Origin of the sequence: Streptomyces sp. NRRL S-495 (genome assembly GCF_000966955.1) — a bacterium.
Lineage (GTDB): Bacteria > Actinomycetota > Actinomycetes > Streptomycetales > Streptomycetaceae > Kitasatospora > Kitasatospora purpeofusca.
On the sequence record NZ_JZWY01000090.1, the window covers coordinates 20265 to 35354 of the forward strand.

The window sequence follows — 15090 nt, forward strand, 5'->3', positions numbered from 1 at the left end:
ACTTCACCCTCTGCACAGGAGGCCACTTGGCCTGGCATCTGGCCCTCGACGTCGATCGCGGCTCACGCGTCCCACTCGCCCTGCAAGTGCGTGACGCGGTACGTCGCCTGGTCGAGGACGGGACCCTCCGCGCCGGAACGCGATTACCCTCCAGCCGCCAGCTCGCCACCGACCTGGGCGTCTCGCGCAGTGTGGTGGTGGAGGCGTACGAACAACTCACCGCCGAGGGCTACCTGGTGACCCGGCGCGGCTCGGGCACCTCGGTCGCCGAGAACGGCGGCGGCCTGGCCCCGGTGTCCTCCGCGCTCACCGCCGCGGCCGCCACCTCCGCCTCCGCCCCGGTGGACGGCGACGGCGGCGAGGCCGCCTGGGACCTGCGGACCGGCACCTCCAACCTGCTCGCCTTCCCGCGCCAGGAGTGGATCCGCTGCGTCACCGTCGCGCTGGGCGCCGCCGGCCACCGCGAACTCAGTTACTCCCCGCCCGCCGGGGTCCCGTTGACCCGTCACATCCTGGCGGGCTACCTCGGCCGGGTCCGCGGGGTGCGCACCCGCTCCGAGGACCTCATGATCACCTCGGGCTTCGCCCAGGGCCTCGCCCTGCTCTGCCGGGTCCTCCGCGACCGGGGGCACCGGACCCTGGCCGTGGAGGACCCGGGACACCCCGGCGAACGGGAGTTCATCGCGAGCGCCCGGATCCGGCCGGTCGGCATCCCGGTCGACGCCGAGGGCATCCGCGTCGACCTGCTCGAACAGTCCGGCGCCCGCGCCGTCCTGACCACCCCCGGCCACCAGTTCCCCACCGGCGCGTGCCTGAGCCGGGCCCGCCGGGAACAGCTGATCGCCTGGGCCCGGGCGGTCGACGGCTATGTCATCGAGGACGACTACGACAACGCCTACCGGAGCCGCTCCGGCCAGCCGTCGGCCCTGCAGAGCCTGGCGCCGGACCGGGTCGTCTACGCGGGCAGCGCCAGCAAGGTCCTCGCCCCCGCGCTGCGGCTGGGCTGGCTCGCCGCGCCGTCCGAGCTGATGGCCTCACTGGAGCATGTCCGCGCGGGCTGGGACATCGGCTGCTCGGGCCTGGAACAGCTCGCCTTCGCCCGCTTCATCGACAGCGGCGGCCTCGACCGCCACCAGCGCCGCCTGCGCGCGGAGTTCGCCGGCCGCCGGGAGGTCGTCCGGCGGGAGGTCGCCCGGCAGCTGCCCGGCACCCGGGTGCTCGGCGGGGACGGCGGCCTCCAGGCGTACCTCGAACTGCCGCCCGCCGTGGACGAGGACGCCCTGATCCGCTCGGCCCGCGGCCGCTCGGTGCTGATCCGCGGCGGGCGCTTCCACACCCTCACCGACACCGGTCGGCCGCCGGCGCTGGTCCTCAGCTACGCCACGGTCGGGTGCGAGGGGCTGGCCCGCGGGATCGCCGAACTCGGCGTCGCCTACCGGCGGTTGCTGCCGGGGGTGGAGCACGGGGACACGACGTGAAGCCCTCGGCGCCCGGCCTGCGGGGGCAGGCCGGGCGCCGAGGGGGGTACGAGGGCTCCGAGCGTTCAGGCGTTCAGGCGTTCAGGCGTTCAGCCGCTCAGGAGCGGGCTCCCGGTCCGGAGCCACCGCCTCCGCCCCGGCGGACGCGTGGCGCGGGGTGGGCCGCAGCGGCCACCAGAGGCCCCGGCCGAGCAGCACGGCCAGCGCCGGCACCAGGACCAGGGAGAGCACGAGCGCCGAGAGCAGGATGCCGAGCGTCATCGCGAAGGCGACCTGCTCACTGCCCGGAGTGGTGGCGAGGGTGGCGAAGGAGCCGGCCAGGACCAGTCCCGCCGTGGCGATGGCGGGCGTGGTGTGGCGGACGGCCCGGGCCACGGCGCCGCGGACCGGACCGGGCCGCTGCATCTCCTCCCGGATCCGGTCGGTGATCAGGATGTTGTAGTCCGTGCCCAGCGCCACCACGAACAGGAACAGCACCAGCGGCAGGGTGAAGCTGACGCCGGGCTTGTCCAGCAGGTGCTGGAACAGCAGGGTCGAGGCACCGAGGGTCGCGGCGAAGCCGAGCCCGACCGCGAGCATCAGGACCAGCGGGGCCAGCAGACTGCGCAGGAGCAGCAGCAGGATCAGGGCGATCAGGGCGGCCGCGACCGGGAAGACCACGGCCAGGTCGTGGTCGACGGCGACCGAGATGTCCGCGAAGATCGCCGCGGTGCCGCCCACATGGGCGCTGGTACCGGCCGGGGTGTTCGCGGCGACGGCGGCGCGGACCGGGCCGGAGACCAGCTCGCGGGCCTTCGCGCTCTGCGGATCGGCGGTCAGGTAGAGGTCGATCCGGGCGGCGCGGCCGTCCGGGCTCAGCACGGTGCCGCCGACCTGGCCGACCCCCTCGACCTTGCCGAGGGCGCGGGAGAGGCCGTCCAGCCGGCCCGGGTCCACGGTGCCGCCGCCGGCGGCGGTGAGGTAGACGCCGGTCGGGTCGGACACGCCGGCCGGCAGCGCCCGGGAGATCTCGGTGGCGGTGGCCGCCGCCGCGGTCTTGGAGCCGCCGCCCTGGCCGTAGTCCATCCGGATCCCGACCGTCCCGGCGGCCAGCGCGCCGAGCAGCGCGACGGAGGCGAACAGCATCGCGGCCGGCCGGCGGGCGACGAGCTCGCCGAAGCGGGCGGCGGCACCCTCGCGCGGCTGCCGGCGCAGGCTCTTGGACGGCCAGAACATCTTGCGGCCGCAGGCGGCGAGCAGGGCCGGCATCAGGGTGAGGCTGCCCAGCAGCATCACCAGGACGGCGACCGCGATGGCCGGGCCGAGCGAGCGGAACTGGCCGAAGCTGGCGACACCCAGGGTCGCGAAGGCGGCCACGATGGTCAGCGCGGCGGAGGTGATCGCCGTACCGACCCGGCCGGCCACCTCGGCGGCGGCCTCCCGGGCGGGCTGCTCGGGCCGGGCCCGCAGGTGCTCGCGGAACCGGAAGAGCAGGAACAGCAGGTAGTCGATCCCGATGCCCAGCAGCACCACGGAGATCAGGCCCGGGGTGGAGGCGTCCAGCTTGAGCCCGGTCAGCGACGCGGCGCCGGCCACGGCCCCGCCGGCCGCACCGCTGATCATGGCGACGGCGAGCAGCGGCAGCACGGCGGCCAGCACACTGCGGAACACCAGCACGTTGAGCAGCACGATCAGGCCCATCACCAGGGCGCCGCCGATCGTGGTGGCGGTCCGGTTGTCGTCGGCCGAGTCGGCGGCCTCCGCCAGGCCACCGGTGAACCCGGTGCGCATCCCGGCCTCGGCGAACTGCGCGCGGGTCGCGTCCCGGAAGGCCCGGTAGACCTTCTGGACGCCGTCGTCCGCGGCGTTGCCGGTCAGTTCGGCGGCCAGCAGCTCGAAGCTCCGGTCGGGGGCGACCATCGCCGGGGCGAGCTTGGGGGTCTGGGAGCGGTCGGGCACCAGGAAGGCCGGCTGGTCCTTCTCCCGGGGCATCTCCACCCGGCGCTGGGCCAGCTTCGCCGCCTCGGCCCCGATCCGCTTCTCGTCGGCGGGGGTGAGGGCCTTGCCGTCGGTCCGGGCGACCAGCACCGTCACCGTGGTGGCGTCCGGATCGATCCCGAAGTTCTCCTCGGCGATCCGCAGGGCCGCCGCCGAGTCGTAGCTCGCGGGCAGGAAGTCGCCGCTCTGCGACTGGGTGACGCGGGAGATCAGCATCGGGCTCAGCAGGGCCAGCCCGATGCCCAGCACCACCCAGAGGGTGATGACCTTCCACGCGTTCCTGGTCGAGAAACGGGTCAGTGCGCGGATCACGCAGCCCTCCGGTGGACGGACGCGAACGTCGGCTTCGGAACCGGGGGTTCCCGGCCTGTTCCCAGACCATCAGGCGGAAGGGGGGTCCGGCGTCGGGGCGACGGACGATCCGCGCCGGGGGTCCTGCTCCCCCGGCCCGCCCGGACCCGGGACCGTGGTCCTGGGCCCGGCCTCCGGCTCTCGGCCGCGGGGACCACGCCCGGCCCGGCGGGCCGGTGCCAGAATGGGGGCGTCATGGCTGATCAGCCCGGGAGGACCGAGATGGACGGGCGTCAGCGCCCCGGAGCGGGCACGGCGGCCCCCGCGGACCTGCCGGGCCCCTTGGACCTGCCCGCTCCCGTCGACCTGCCCGGCCCCGGGAACCGGACTTGGCTCCGGAACCGCACCGGGCACATCGGCGGCCGGGCGGACGGCACCCCGTGGAGCCACACCGACGCGCTGGTGGCCGTCGGCGCCGGCCTGCTCGACCTGGTGGCCTACCTGCTCTTCAGCCAGGTGGAGGGCACCCGCAGCATCAGCGTGCCGGGCTTCCTCGTCCTCCTGCTGTCGGGTCTGCCGCTGCTCGCCCGGCGCCACCGCCCGGTGCGGGCGCTCACCGCCGTCCTGGTGCTGGAGACCCTGGCCAACGTGCTCGCGCCGATGGGCACCCACTTCGGCGCCGTCCTCACGGTGGCCGTGTACTCGGTCGCCCGGCACTGCAGCGGTCGCGTCACCGCCGCCGCGGGCGTGGCGACGGCGGCGGCGACGATGCTGAGCCAGAGCGGCATCGGCGCCCCCTCCTGGGGGGAGGCCATCGCCGCCACCGCCTCCACCGCGCTCGTGGCCGGCGGCGGCCTCGCGATCTCCCGCTGGCAGCGCGAGGTCGCGGCCAACCGCCAGCTGCTGGCCGATCGCGCGGTGGCCGAGGAACGCCGCCGCATCGCCCGGGAGCTGCACGACATCGTGGCCCACCACATCACCACCATGCAGCTGATGGCGGGCGGCGCCCGGGCCAACCTCGCGAACCCGGAGGTGGTCCGGGACGCCCTGGTCACCCTGGAGTCCTCCGGCCGGCTGGCCCTGCGCGAGATGCGCCAGCTGCTGAACGTCCTGCGGGCCGGCGACGAACCGGACGCCGCCCCGCCCTCGCCGCAGCCCGGGACGGAGGACCTCGACCGGCTGGTCGAGGAGTCCCGCCGGGCCGGACTGCCCACCGAACTCAGCATCCACGGCGCCCCGCAGCCACTGCCGCCGACCGTCGGCCTGACGGTGTTCCGGATCGTCCAGGAGGGCCTCACCAACGCCCGCAAGTACGCCGGACCGGCCCGCGCGACCGTCCGGCTCGGCTACCGCCCGGACGGGATCACCGTCGAGGTGCGGGACGACGGCGCGGGCTTCGCGTCGCCGGACACCGGTCCGGCCGCCGGGGAGCGGGGCGGGTACGGCCTGATCGGCATGCGCGAACGGGTCGCCCTGCACGGCGGCACGCTGAGGACCGGTCCCCGGCCGGAGGGCGGCTTCGCCGTCCTGGCCGAACTGCCGCTCGCCCCCGACGAGACCGCAGAGGCGGCCGTCCAGCACGGGAAGGTGACCCGATGACCACCACGACGCCCCCGATCCGGGTCCTCCTCGTGGACGACCAGCCGCTGGTCCGGCGCGGTCTGTCGCTGATCCTCTCGCCGGACCCGTCCGTGGAGGTGGTGGGCGAGGCCGAGGACGGCGAACAGGCCGTCGCCCTCGCCCACCGGCTGCGCCCCGACGTCGTGGTGATGGACATCCGGATGCCCGTCCTGGACGGCGTCGGCGCCACCGAGGAGCTGTCCCGCACCCTGCCCGACTGCAAGGTCCTGGCGCTCAGCACCTTCGACATGGACGAGTACGTGGTGGCCGCGCTGCGGGCCGGCGCCCACGGATTCCTCCCCAAGGACGTCTCGGCGCCCACGGATTCCTCCCCAAGGACGTCTCGCCGGAGGACCTCGGAGCGGCGATCCGCACCGTCCACGCCGGCGAGGCGGTGGTCGCGCCGCGCCTGCTCTCCCGGCTGATCTCCACCTACGTCCGGGCGCCCCTCGACACCTCGCCGCCGCCCATCGCCGCCGCCGTGACGGGCGAGCTCACACCGCGCGAGGTGGAGGTCTGGCGGCTGATGGCCACCGGCCTCGACAACACCGGAATCGCCCGGTCCATGGACATCAGCCACTCCACGGTGAAGAACCACATCACCAGCATCTTCGGCAAGCTGGACGTCCGCGACCGCGCCCAGGCGGTCATCGCCGCCTACGAATCCGGCCTGATCACCGCCCGCACGGGGGGCGGCGACCAGGCCGGGGGGCACGTCTAGGGCGACCCGGACGTCACTCGGTACCGAGGATCACCGGGTCCCGGGCGAGGTCGGCGAGCAGGGCGTCCAGCTTGGAGCGGTCGACCGAGGGCATCAGGAAGACGTGCACATAGCCCCGCAGGCCGGCCGGGTCGCCGGGGGTGGTCGAGACGTTCTCGGAGGAGAGCGACCACTTGGCCACCAGCGCGGGGCTGGGCTTGCGGAAGCGCACGGTGATCGCGCCCGGGGTGCGGGCGGGCCAGAGCTCGGCGCCGGTCTCCTGCTCCAGTTCGCGGAGCCGGCGTTCCAGGTACTCGGCCAGCTCCTGGGAGCGGCGGATCCGGTCGACCTGGTCGCGGTAGGAGAGCCGGGACAGGTGGTCCCACAGCACCAGCGGCGAGAACCCGTTGCGGGAGCCGGCGAAGGTGCTGTCGGGGGCGCCGATGTACTCGGGCTGGGTCGGCGGTTCGAGCTGGTACTTGGTCTTCGTCATGAAGACGCCGCAGGGCCACGGGACTCCGGCCCACTTGTGCCCGCTCATCGCGATCGACGCGACCATGTCGACCTCCCCGGACTCCCCGGACTCCCCGGACTCCCCGGCCGCCCGGGTCGGCAGGGTGAGGCCGAAGTCGAACTCCGGCAGGTCGGCCTCCGGCGTCCAGCCGAACGCCGGGTCCGCCGCGGCCATCCGCAGGAACGGCGCGTACCCGGCGCCGAGCGCGCCGTCCACGTGGATCCAGAAGCCCCGGCGGGCGTCGTCCCCGGCGCCGGGCAGCAGCCCGTGCCGCTCGAAGACCGGCAGCAGCCGCTCGCACGCGCCCCGGACGTCGTCGTGGGCGCCCTTGAAGGTGCTGCCGAGGTTGAAGTTGACGAAGATCGGGTGCCCCTTCGCCGCGAAGAACTCCACCAGGACGGCGAGCGCTTCGGCGTCGACGGCCCCGGACCCGTCCCAGGAGTGGCCCGACGGGCCGGGCACCGAGGGCACCTCGGCGGGCCAGTCCCCGCCGAGCGGGCACTCACCGGGGTAGTCCGCCGCGCCCACGGCGGCGAAGGTGTCGACGCCGAGCACCCGGACGGCCTTGGCGAAGGAGTAGTGGGTGTCCTCGGAGTAGAAGGCCACCGGCCGGGGCGCACCGGGCCGGGTCAGGTAGTCGCGGGCGTTCCAGAGCGCGTACATGTTGCCCTCGGTCGAGCCCATGGACAGCATGTAGCCCCAGTAGGACTCCGGGTCGGCCGGGTCGTACGACGGCCCGGCGTGCCAGAGCCGCGCGTAGTAGTCGAGCACCGCGCGCTCGACGACCTTGGTGTTGGGCTTGTAGCCGCCGCTCTGGAACGGGTCGCCGAGGTTGTTGATGTTGCTGAGCATGAAGCGGGCGAGGTCGAGCGCGCTGCCCGCGAGCTCCTGGGTGGCCTGGTAGCCGACCAGGTGCCGGCGCTTGCGGGTGAGGTAGCCGTCCATCCGGTCGAGCGCGCGCAGCCGCTCGCCGTCGGTGAGCCCCTCGGCGGGTATCGCGAAGTCCCCGCGCTCCGGCTCCGCGTCGATGTCGGCGATGTCGACGGGGGTGGCGGGGGCGAGAGCCTGGGCCGGGAGCGGTAGTCCGAGGGCGGGGGCGGTCGTGGGGCTCATGGACGCGGCACTCCGGGTTCGCTGGGCGGGGGTCGGCCGGAGCCGCTCACCCGCCAGAATGGAACTTCTCCGCACCCCGGCGATAGTCTTCCGAACAAGATTCGAAATCGATCATGTTTGCCTTGCCAATGTGCGGCCGGGTCGGCGACTCTGGGCAACGTGCCGAATTTTCCGCAGGCCCACCGGGCGTCCGTCGACGACATCGACCGCGCGATTCTGCGCGTCCTCGCCGAGAACGCCCGCACGCCGAACAACGCGCTCGCCGAGGCCGTGGGCATCGCCCCCTCGACCTGTCTGGCACGGGTGCGCACCCTGCGCGAACGCGGCATCATCCGCGCCTTCCGGACCGAGATCGACCCGGCGGCGATCGGGCTGCCGCTGCAGGCGATGATCTCGGTCCGGCTGCGGGCGCACACCCGCGAGCAGAACGAGAGCTTCCGCGGCACCGCGCCCGACCTGCCCGGCGTCCTGGCGGTGTTCCACATGGCCGGATCCGACGACTACCTGCTGCACGTGGGCGTGGCCGGGCCGGAGGAACTGCGCGACTTCGTCGTGGACCACCTCACCACCCACCCGGCGGTGGCGCAGACCCGGACCAACCTGATCTTCGAGCAGATACCCGGCCGCCGGTACCTCACGAACGACTGACGCCCCCGTCCCACCCTCGGAGCGCCGTCGCAGGCCGGGCCCCGCCCCTACCGCCCGTCGGCGTACAGGCCCTGGACGGCGGCGTACCCGGGAGTGCCGGCTGCGGCCGCCGGGGCACCGTCGCGGACGGCGAGGGCGGTCGAGACGGCCGCCGCGAGGGCGGTCCGGTAGAGCAGCGATCCGAGACTGACCCGGGCGACCCCGAGGGCCGCGAGTTCGGCCAGGGTCGGGCCGGTCGGGGAGTAGAGGATGTTCAGCGGGGCGGTGACGGTGCCGCAGATCCGCGCGACGGCGGCCGGGTCGGTCAGCCCGGGGACGAACAGGCCGTCCGCGCCGGCCCCTTCGTAGGCGGCGAGCCTGCGGTCGGTCTCCTCGGCGGGATCCGGCACGGCGAGCCAGTGGGTGTCGGTACGGGCGTTGACGAAGAGCGCCGGCGCGGCGGCCTTGATCGCGGCGATCTTGGCGGTATGCACGGCCACGGGGGTGAGCATGCCGTCCGGACGGCCGTCCTCCAGGTTGATGCCGGCCACCCCGGACTCCGCCAACTCGACTGCCAGAGCGGCGACTTCGGAGGGGTCGTCGCTGAACCCGTTCTCCACGTCGACGGAGAGCAGAAAGCGCCCGGACCGGCCGAGGCGCCGGGCCAGCCGGAGCGTCTCGTCCCGGGTGGCGGCGGCACCGTCGGGCAGCCCGGCCGCCGCCGCGACGCCGAGGCTGGTGGTGCCGATCGCGGCGAAGCCCTGCTCCGCGAGGACGGCGGCGGAGGCATGGTCCCAGGCATTGGGAAGCAGCAGCGGCTCACCCGGGCGGCGGTGGAGGGCGGCGAACGGGGTGTCCAGCGGGGCGGTGCTCATCGGACGGTCCTCTCGTACGAACGGGGATCGGGACGGATCCCCGGCAGCCCGGGCGTCGGAAGCGGTGCCCCGGGGGTACCGACCCTAGGACCGGGACGTTTCGGCGCCCGCCGAACCGTCCCCGGGGCACCATGGACCCATGTCCCTCGCCCGACTGGCCGCCCTGCTCGCCGACCCCACCCGAGCCGCGTTCTGCACGGCCCTGCTCGACGGCCGCGCCTGGACCGCCGGCGAACTCGCCCGCCACGCGGGCGTGGCACCGTCCACCGCCAGCGAGCACCTCTCCCGGCTGATCGACGGCGGTCTGCTGGCCGAGGAACGGCAGGGCCGGCACCGCTACGTCCGGCTGGCCGGGCCGGAGGTCGCCACACTGATCGAGGACCTGTCCTCCTTCACTTCCCCGGCCGGAACGCCGGGCGGACCGTCGGCCGGAACGCCGGGCGGACCGTCGGCCACCGGGTCGCCCGCCCCGCGCTCCCTGCGCGAGAGCACCCGGCTGAGCGCCGAGGCCCGCGCCCGGACCTGCTACGACCACCTCGCCGGCCGGCTGGGCGTGACGGTCGGCGACGCCGTCCTGGCCCGCGGCCTGGTGACGGAGGAGGACGGCCCGACTCTGACCGCCGCCGGCCGGGCCTGGCTGACCGACCTGGGCGCGGAGCTGCCGCCCCGGGCCGGACGCGCCGGTGCCCGCCCGGTGGTCCGCACCTGCCTGGACTGGACGGAGCGGCGCAACCATCTGGGCGGAGCCTTCGGCGCGCTGCTCTGCCGGACGGCGCTGGACCGGAGCTGGGTGGAGCGGATCGGCTCCGGCCGCGCGCTGCGGGTCACCCCGGACGGCGAGCGGGCCCTGCGCGAGCTGCTCGGCGTGGAGCCCCTGCCCGCCTGACCCGACGGCGCTCCACCGTCCTCGGCCCATCGGCCCCTCAGCCCATCGTTTTCGCCCCGTCCAGCGACTCCCGGATGATGTCGGCGTGCCCGGCGTGCTGCGCCGTCTCGGCGATGATGTGCAGCAGCACCCGCCGCACCGACCAGACGGCGCCGGGCTCGAACCACGGCGCGGCGGGCAGCGGATGCGCCAGGTCCAGGTCCGGCAGGCTCGCCACCAGCGCGTCCGTCGCGGCGGCCACCTGCTCGTACCCGGCGAGCAGCCCGGCCAGGGTCTCCCCCTCGGCCATCCTGAACTGCCCCTCCCAGTCGACGGGTTCGGACGCCATCGCGTCCGCGCCGCCGACCACGAACCGCATCCAGCCCGCCTCCGTCCCGGCCACGTGCTTGATCAGCCCGCCCAGGCACAGCTCACTGGCCGTGGTGCGCCGGGCGGCCTGCTCGTCGGTGAGGTCGCGGACCGTGAAGCGCAGGAACCCCCGGTGCTTGTCGAGGGTCTGCAGCAGGTCCGCCCGCTCGCCGCCGAGCGCGGACGCTCCCGCCGGCTGCGGCGCGCTCACTCCGCGACCATGACCGGCATGTCGCCGGCCGTCCGGCCGAGGTCGATCACGCCGAACGCCGCGCCCTGCGGGTCGCCGACCGCCGCGAACCGGCCGAACGGGCTGTCCATCGGGCCGAAGTACAGCTTCCCGCCCCGGCCGGTGACCTTCGCGACGGTGGCGTCGCAGTCGTCCACGGCGAAGTACACGCTGAGGTAGTTCGGCGCCTCGGCCGGCAGGTCGGTCGGTCCCGCCAGCATCCGGCCCAGCACCGGCTGCTCCCGGACGTGGAAGATCTTGTAGTCCACCTGCTCCGAGTCCATCCGCTTCACCGCGTAGGGGAAGACGGCGGGGAAGAAGCGGTCGGCGGCGGTCTCGTCACGGGTGATCACCTCGGCCCAGGTGTACGCGCCCGACGCGCCCTGCTTCTCGAAGCCCTCGTGGGTACCGGCCTGCCAGACGCCGAAGACCACCCCCGCCGGGTCCTTGGCGATCACCATCGACCCGAACTCGCCGACCGCCATCGGGCCCATCAGGACCTCGCCCCCGGCGGCGCGGATCTTCTCGGCGGTGGTGGCGGCGTCGGGCGAGGCGAGGTAGAGGCACCAGGCGGACACCGCGGTCCCGTCCTGGCCGGGCATCGGCGGGACGATGGCCGCGACCGCCTTGCCGTCGGAGTAGGCCTGGGTGTAGTTGCCGTACTCGGAGGAGGACTCACCGAAGGTCCAGCCGAGTACGTCGCCGTAGAAGGCCTTCGCGCCCTCCAGGTCGGTGAACATCGCGTCGGCCCAGCAGGGCGTTCCCTCGGGTAGCACGGGCATGGCAAAGCCTCTCGTGTGGCGTTTCGTCCCGATTCGCCACCCTAGCCAGTACCCTGCCGGTGCGCGCGCCAAAGGCCCGCGGCCCGCCGGGAGGACCGAGCCCCCGACGGGCCGCCGCAGACATCCGAGCGCCGTCCGCTCAGGCTCCGATCGATCCCGGGCCCCTCAGGACCCGACCGCGACCCGGCCGAAGGCGCCCGCCACCGAGGCCGCCGAGGTCCCGAGCCCGGTCGGCCGCAGCGGCAGCGCGCCCACCGCGCCACCGGCCGGCTCCACCGCATCCGCCGTCACCGCCCCGACCGCCTCCTGCCCGAAGTGCCGCAGCAGGTCCTCCTCCCGGTACCGGCGGCAGTCCCGGTGCCAGATCAGGATCCCGGCGAGCCAGTTCTCCAGCTCCTTCACGTACCCGGCGAGCGTCGCCCGGGCCGGCCCGTCCAGCCCGAAGTCCTCGAACAGCACCGGGAACTCCTCGGCCGCCACGTGCCGGAACTGGTCGAGCCGCGAGTGCATGAGGTCGTCGACGATCCGCACCGCCGCCGGGTAGTCGCAGTCGAAGAAGTTCTGCACCACCAGGACGGCGTTGTGCACCTCGCCCTCGAACTCCACCTCCTTCTGGTACGAGTAGAGGTCGTTCATCAGCGCCGCGTAGTCGGAGGACGCGTTCTCCAGCGATCGCATCGGGCCGCTGGCGTAGACGTCGTCCGGCACGACCTTCCCGTGCGCCAGCCGGGACAGGGCCATCGTGAGGTCGGAGCCGAAGGTGGCGCGGCGCATCTCCAGGTAGTCGACCGGGTCCGGGATCCGGTTCTGGACCTGGTTGTTGAGCTCCCAGATCCAGCTCTCCACCATCGTGTCGACGGCGGCGCGGAACTTCCCCCGCGCCTCGGCCGCCATCGGGCCGGCGGTCCGCGCCCAGAGGTCGGCCAGCGCGCGCTCCAGCGCGTTCAGCGGCTCCGCGCCGGGCTCACCGTCGACCGGCATGAGCAGCAGGTAGCGCTCGCGCACGGCCTTGGCCCCGGCCAGGTCGCCGGTCCGGCCGAACGCCCGCGGGAACCAGTCGTCGGCGTACGTCCCCCACAGCAACCAGTCGGTGGTGAGGTCGAGTTGGTCGGCGCTGGCGTCGGGATGGATGCCGGCCGCGCAGAGCGCGAGGTCGTAGTCGGCCGCGTCCGCCGCCGTCCAGATGCCCGCGGTCGGGTCTCCCGGCCGGGGCGCCAGCAGGCCCATCCGGCCCGCCCACTCGATCGTGTGCAGCCGCGAGGCCTCCAGGCAGGAGTTCAGCTCGACCGTGAACGGCAGCCGGAACTCGGGCAGTCGGGACGGCCCGACGGCCTGGAACGGCACGTGCGCGTGCGTCCGCGCCCGCCGCACCCCCGGCTCGACGTCGCCGCGCGAGCCGCCGATCAGCCCGGTCCCGGGCGACTCCAGGGAGGCCCCGGCCCCCCGCAGCGCGCCGAGCAGGGCCGCCACCGGCGACTCCCCGACCGTCGGTGACCAGTCCCGCGTCACCGGACCGGACCGGCTCAACGAGCCCAGCTCCTCGGCCAGATCACCCAGCGCCCCGCCGGACTTCAGGACGTCCAGCGCCGACGTCCCGACCCCGCCGATCGCGAACGGGTCCCACCAGGTGGTCGCGTCCGCCGCCGCACCACCGCCGTTCATGTACCGGCTGGACCGCATGTGCCACTCGTGCCCGCCGGACTGCCAGTCCTGCAGCCCCTTGACGTAGGCCAGCACCCGGGCGCGGCCCACCGGGTCGAGCCCGGTGTCGGCGAACAGCTGCGGCAGCTCGGTGGCCACGGTGTTCTCGAACTGCTGGAGCCGCGAGGTGAGCAGGCTGTTGACGGCCTCCGCCGCCTCCTGCGTCGTGCACTCCAGGAACTTCTCCAGCACCAGCACGCCGTTGCTGAGCTCGCCCTCGTCCTCGACCTCGCGCTGGTAGGAGAACAGGTCGTTGCGCAGGTGGACGCCGTCCGAGAAGGCGTCCATCAGCACCCGCAGCGGCCGCGCCCCCGACACCTCGGCCGGCACCTCGGCCCCGGCCGCGTACTCGATCAGCCCGGCGGACCACGGCGCGCCGCCCACCTTGCGGCGCATCTCGATGTACTCGACCGGGTTGGCGACCCGGCCCGCGTTGATGTTCGCGAGCTCCCAGAGCGACTCGTTGAGCAGGTTCCGGGTGCTCTCGGCGAACCGCACCCGCCAGTCCTCGCCCATCGCCGGCACGGTCCGCCGCCAGAGGTCCGCCAGCCCGGCCTCGACCGGGTTGGTGGGCTCCGGCATCGCCGCGGCCGGGTCGGCCGGCATGAACAGCGGCAGCCGGTCCAGGTACGCCTTGCCGCCCACCCGGTCGTTGGTCCGCTTGAAGACGTCCAGGAAGTGGTCGTCGAAGAAGAACACCCACACGTACCAGTCGGTGACCAGCGACAGCACCTCGGCCGAAGCGTCGGGGTGGGTGTAGGCGCAGAGCAGCCCGTAGTCGTGGGCGTCCAGGTCCGCCCCGGTCCAGATCCCCGACCCCTCCAGCATGCCCATCTCCCGGGCCCACACCGAGGAATGGGCCCTGGCCTCGTCGAGATGCGGATTGAGCCGCGCCGGGTGCGGCACGTAGAAGGAGGGCAGTTCGAACGGCTGGGACACCGGGCGAGCCTTTCTGGACGCGTCGACAAGGCCGACACAGCATGACCCGGCCACCGCACTCCCGACCGGAGAACCGGAACAGTCATATGAGATCGACCAGTTCGATCCGATCCAGTCGAACACCTGATCAACTCGCCTCACGCCACTGGATCATTCGTGCGACTGATCGGCTCCACCCCACCCTTCCGGCGCCCGCCGAACCACTACGCTCGGACCGCGCCGGCCGAGGACCCCACCACGCCGCCCGCAGCGGCGAGTTCGGCGCTCGACATCCGACATCCGACACCCGACTACCGACAGGGGCGCACCGCCGTGAAGTACACCGAGGTCGAGCAGAAGTTCCGACTCGTCGGCCCGGCCGCCGGGTTGAAGGAGCGGCTGGCCGCGCTCGGCGCGCGGCCGGGGAGTCCGTCCCGGCAGGTCGACACGTACTACAACGCGCCGCACCGGGACTTCCTCGACCAGGAGGTGGTCTCCGAGTGGCTGCGGGTGCGGGTCGAGGACGGCGCGGCGTCGGTCAACTTCAAGCGGTTCCATCCGATCGCCTCGCCGGTCAAGACGCACTGCGACGAGTACGAGAGCACGGTGGCCGACGCCGAGGCGGTGCGGCGGCTGCTCGCCTCGCTCGACTTCACTGAGCTGACGGTCGTGGACAAGACCCGCGAGGAGTGGCACGTCGACGGGATCGCGGTGGCCTTCGACCGGGTCGCCGGGCTGGGCGAGTTCGTCGAGTTCGAGTTCAAGGGGGAGGCGGCCACCGTCGCCGAGGCGACCGCCCGGCTGGAGGCGTTCATCGGCGGCCTCGGCCCCGGTGCCGGACTCGGTGAGCGGATCCGCCTCGGCTATCCCCATCTGACCCTCGGTCTGGAATGACGGCGCCGTCGGCGCACAGAAGTCCGCCGACGAACCAACCGGCGGTTCCAAGGAATCAGCTGGTCATGGCGTGTTGACACCGCCCCCTCGTCGCCCGTCCAGCAGACTGGGCGCGACCCGAGTCCATGCTCCGAGGA

At 73.9% G+C, this 15090-nt stretch carries 11 protein-coding genes and 1 pseudogene; 6 read left to right on the plus strand and 6 right to left on the minus strand.

Annotated elements, in window-relative coordinates; genetic code table 11:
• Positions 1 to 26: 26 nt before the first annotated feature.
• The gene (locus VR45_RS06590; protein WP_045938723.1) at positions 27 to 1478 is read left to right on the plus strand and encodes a PLP-dependent aminotransferase family protein; all 1452 of its coding nucleotides are present in this window, start codon (positions 27 to 29) and stop codon (positions 1476 to 1478) included.
• A gap of 81 nt (positions 1479 to 1559) precedes the next feature.
• On the opposite strand, the gene VR45_RS06595 is transcribed toward VR45_RS06590, so the two are convergent.
• Positions 1560 to 3767: an MMPL family transporter gene (locus VR45_RS06595; protein ID WP_045938724.1), complete on the minus strand. Its 2208-nt coding sequence runs from the start codon at positions 3765 to 3767 to the stop codon at positions 1560 to 1562.
• 234 nt (positions 3768 to 4001) lie between these two features.
• Here VR45_RS06595 and VR45_RS06600 point away from each other — a divergent pair, with 234 nt between their 5' ends.
• Together VR45_RS06600 and VR45_RS06605 are read left to right on the plus strand one after the other, a co-directional pair.
• Entirely contained in the window at positions 4002 to 5345 is a 1344-nt protein-coding gene (locus VR45_RS06600; RefSeq protein WP_234325856.1) for a sensor histidine kinase, read from the plus strand.
• Positions 5342 to 6087: pseudogene (locus VR45_RS06605) on the plus strand (response regulator transcription factor). Before VR45_RS06600 ends, VR45_RS06605 begins: the two are co-directional and overlap by 4 nt.
• Positions 6088 to 6100: 13 nt before the next feature.
• Here VR45_RS06605 and VR45_RS06610 read toward each other — a convergent pair.
• The gene (locus VR45_RS06610; protein WP_052708882.1) at positions 6101 to 7693 is read right to left on the minus strand and encodes a pyridoxal-dependent decarboxylase; all 1593 of its coding nucleotides are present in this window, start codon (positions 7691 to 7693) and stop codon (positions 6101 to 6103) included.
• Positions 7694 to 7852: 159 nt separating this feature from the next.
• Between VR45_RS06610 and VR45_RS06615 the strand changes: the two genes are divergently transcribed.
• Positions 7853 to 8341: an Lrp/AsnC family transcriptional regulator gene (locus tag VR45_RS06615; RefSeq protein WP_234325857.1), complete on the plus strand. Its 489-nt coding sequence runs from the start codon at positions 7853 to 7855 to the stop codon at positions 8339 to 8341.
• Between the two features lie 47 nt (positions 8342 to 8388).
• Here VR45_RS06615 and VR45_RS06620 read toward each other — a convergent pair whose 3' ends face one another.
• Entirely contained in the window at positions 8389 to 9195 is an 807-nt protein-coding gene (locus VR45_RS06620) for an isocitrate lyase/phosphoenolpyruvate mutase family protein (RefSeq protein ID WP_045938725.1), read from the minus strand.
• Between the two features lie 139 nt (positions 9196 to 9334).
• Between VR45_RS06620 and VR45_RS06625 the strand changes: the two genes are divergently transcribed.
• Complete coding sequence (locus VR45_RS06625) at positions 9335 to 10081, plus strand: winged helix-turn-helix domain-containing protein (RefSeq protein ID WP_045938726.1); 747 nt, start codon at positions 9335 to 9337, stop codon at positions 10079 to 10081.
• A gap of 37 nt (positions 10082 to 10118) precedes the next feature.
• Here the strand turns inward: VR45_RS06625 and VR45_RS06630 are convergent, their stop codons facing one another.
• The 3 genes from VR45_RS06630 to VR45_RS06640 all read right to left on the minus strand — a co-directional run bounded on the left by VR45_RS06630 (position 10119) and on the right by VR45_RS06640 (position 14080).
• Positions 10119 to 10640: a DinB family protein gene (locus tag VR45_RS06630; RefSeq protein ID WP_045938727.1), complete on the minus strand. Its 522-nt coding sequence runs from the start codon at positions 10638 to 10640 to the stop codon at positions 10119 to 10121.
• Entirely contained in the window at positions 10637 to 11440 is an 804-nt protein-coding gene (locus VR45_RS06635; RefSeq protein ID WP_045938728.1) for a VOC family protein, read from the minus strand. Before VR45_RS06635 ends, VR45_RS06630 begins: the two co-directional genes overlap by 4 nt.
• Positions 11441 to 11605: 165 nt before the next feature.
• Positions 11606 to 14080: a terpene synthase family protein gene (locus tag VR45_RS06640; protein ID WP_045938729.1), complete on the minus strand. Its 2475-nt coding sequence runs from the start codon at positions 14078 to 14080 to the stop codon at positions 11606 to 11608.
• 312 nt (positions 14081 to 14392) lie between these two features.
• Here VR45_RS06640 and cyaB point away from each other — a divergent pair, with 312 nt between their 5' ends.
• Positions 14393 to 14953: a class IV adenylate cyclase gene (gene cyaB, locus VR45_RS42105; RefSeq protein ID WP_159394132.1), complete on the plus strand. Its 561-nt coding sequence runs from the start codon at positions 14393 to 14395 to the stop codon at positions 14951 to 14953.
• The last annotated feature ends 137 nt before the right edge of the window (positions 14954 to 15090 follow it).

Excerpts from the sequence above, each read along its gene's own strand:
- VR45_RS06600 (WP_234325856.1), top strand. The coding sequence starts at position 4,002 with ATGGCTGATCAGCCCGGGAGGACCGAGATGGACGGGCGTCAGCGCCCC.
- VR45_RS06610 (WP_052708882.1), bottom strand. The coding sequence starts at position 7,693 with ATGAGCCCCACGACCGCCCCCGCCCTCGGACTACCGCTCCCGGCCCAG.
- VR45_RS06620 (WP_045938725.1), bottom strand. The coding sequence starts at position 9,195 with ATGAGCACCGCCCCGCTGGACACCCCGTTCGCCGCCCTCCACCGCCGC.
- VR45_RS06625 (WP_045938726.1), top strand. The coding sequence starts at position 9,335 with ATGTCCCTCGCCCGACTGGCCGCCCTGCTCGCCGACCCCACCCGAGCC.
- VR45_RS06635 (WP_045938728.1), bottom strand. The coding sequence starts at position 11,440 with ATGCCCGTGCTACCCGAGGGAACGCCCTGCTGGGCCGACGCGATGTTC.